The sequence below is a fragment of the Rhodoferax sp. UBA5149 genome, from assembly GCF_002413825.1.
Lineage (GTDB): Bacteria > Pseudomonadota > Gammaproteobacteria > Burkholderiales > Burkholderiaceae_C > Rhodoferax.
The window spans coordinates 28,495-29,964 of sequence record NZ_DHXT01000011.1; the positions used below are offsets into that span (position 1 = coordinate 28,495).

Here is a 1,470-nt window from a genome sequence, read left to right on the forward strand (position 1 = left end):
CCCATATTGGCACCGTTGTTGATGCCCGAGACCACCAGGTCAGGTCGGTAGCCCAGCAATCCGGTCAGCGCAATATGCACGCAGTCCGCTGGCGTGCCATTGATGTAGCGAAAACCATTGCTGGCGTGCGTGACATACAGCGGAGAATGCAGGCTCAAGGCGTTCGATTTGGCGCTGTTGTTCAGTTCCGGCGCGATCACCTCGACGTCGGCCACTTCTTTCAGCGCTTCATACAGCGCCACGACGCCCGGCGCCTGATACCCGTCGTCATTGGAAATAAGAATTTTCATGTTCAACCAGAGTTGGTATGAATTGTAGGTGGCGGACCGCTCCCGCCACAAAGGTCACGCGTGGGACATTTTTCCAAACGGCTTGCCCCTATCATTCACTCAACTTTTTTGGAGATTCCCCTATGCATGCCTGGCTTTGTGAAAACCCCGTGGGCGTTGACGCCCTGAACTGGAAAGAAATACCCACGCCGCAACCCAAGGCGGGTGAGGTGCTGATCGAAATCAAGGCGGCCAGCCTGAATTTTCCTGATCTGCTGATCGTGCAGAACAAATACCAGATGAAGCCAGCCCTGCCCTTTGTGCCCGGCTCCGAGTATGCGGGCGTCATTCAGGCGGTGGGCGACGGCGTCACGCATCTGAAAGTGGGCCAGCACGTGGCCTGCCTGTCAGGCACCGGCGGCTTTGGCACACATACTTTGGCACCGGCCGCACTGTGCATGCCGCTGCCAGCCGACTTTCCTTTTGTCGACGCTGCCGCCTTCATCATGATCTACGCCACTTCCCACCACGCACTGGTGGACCGGGCTCAACTCAAGGCCGGTGAAACCGTGCTGGTACTGGGCGCCGCCGGCGGCGTGGGCACGTCGGCCATACAGATCGCCAAAGCTTGCGGGGCCCGGGTCATCGCCGCCGCCTCGACCGATGAAAAATGCGCGCTGTGCACATCCATCGGGGCCGACGCCACGATCAACTACACCAAAGAGAATCTGCGCGAAGCGGTCAAAACACTGACCGGGGGCAAAGGCCCCGACGTTATCTATGACCCTGTTGGTGGCGATTTCGCCGAGCCCGCTTTCCGCTCCATCGCCTGGCGCGGGCGCTATCTGGTGGTGGGTTTTGCATCCGGCCCCATCCCCGCCCTGCCCTTCAATCTGGCCTTGCTTAAGGGCGCCTCCATCGTGGGCGTGTTCTGGGGCGATTTCGCCAAGCGCGAACCGAAAGCCAACACGGCCATGATGACGGAATTGGCCCAGTGGTACGGCCAGGGCAAGATCAAACCCGTGATTGACCGCGCCATGCCCATGGCTGAACTCAAGGCCGCCTTTGCCCACATGGGCTCCAGAGGCGTCAAGGGCAAACTGGTGATGGTGAACTGACCGGATCAGCGTCAGACCTTCAGACAAAAAAATGCCCACTTGATGTGGGCATTTTTTATGGTTTGGGGTGGCTGATGGGGCTC

2 protein-coding genes are annotated in these 1,470 nt (G+C 59.3%); one reads left to right on the top strand and one right to left on the bottom strand.

Going from position 1 to position 1,470, the window contains the following annotated elements; genetic code table 11:
* Window positions 1-290: 5'/3'-nucleotidase SurE (locus tag B3V69_RS00760; protein ID WP_296442877.1), on the bottom strand; the 290-nt coding region annotated here is incomplete at its 3' end.
* A 122-nt stretch (window positions 291-412) separates the two neighbouring features.
* On the opposite strand from B3V69_RS00760, the gene B3V69_RS00765 reads away from it, so the two are divergent.
* Window positions 413-1,387, top strand: a complete 975-nt coding sequence (locus B3V69_RS00765; protein ID WP_296442879.1) for an NADPH:quinone oxidoreductase family protein — start codon at window positions 413-415, stop codon at window positions 1,385-1,387.
* The last annotated feature ends 83 nt before the right edge of the window (window positions 1,388-1,470 follow it).

Coding starts and splice junctions, on each gene's coding strand:
- B3V69_RS00765 (WP_296442879.1), top strand. CDS start 413: ATGCATGCCTGGCTTTGTGAAAACCCCGTGGGCGTTGACGCCCTGAAC.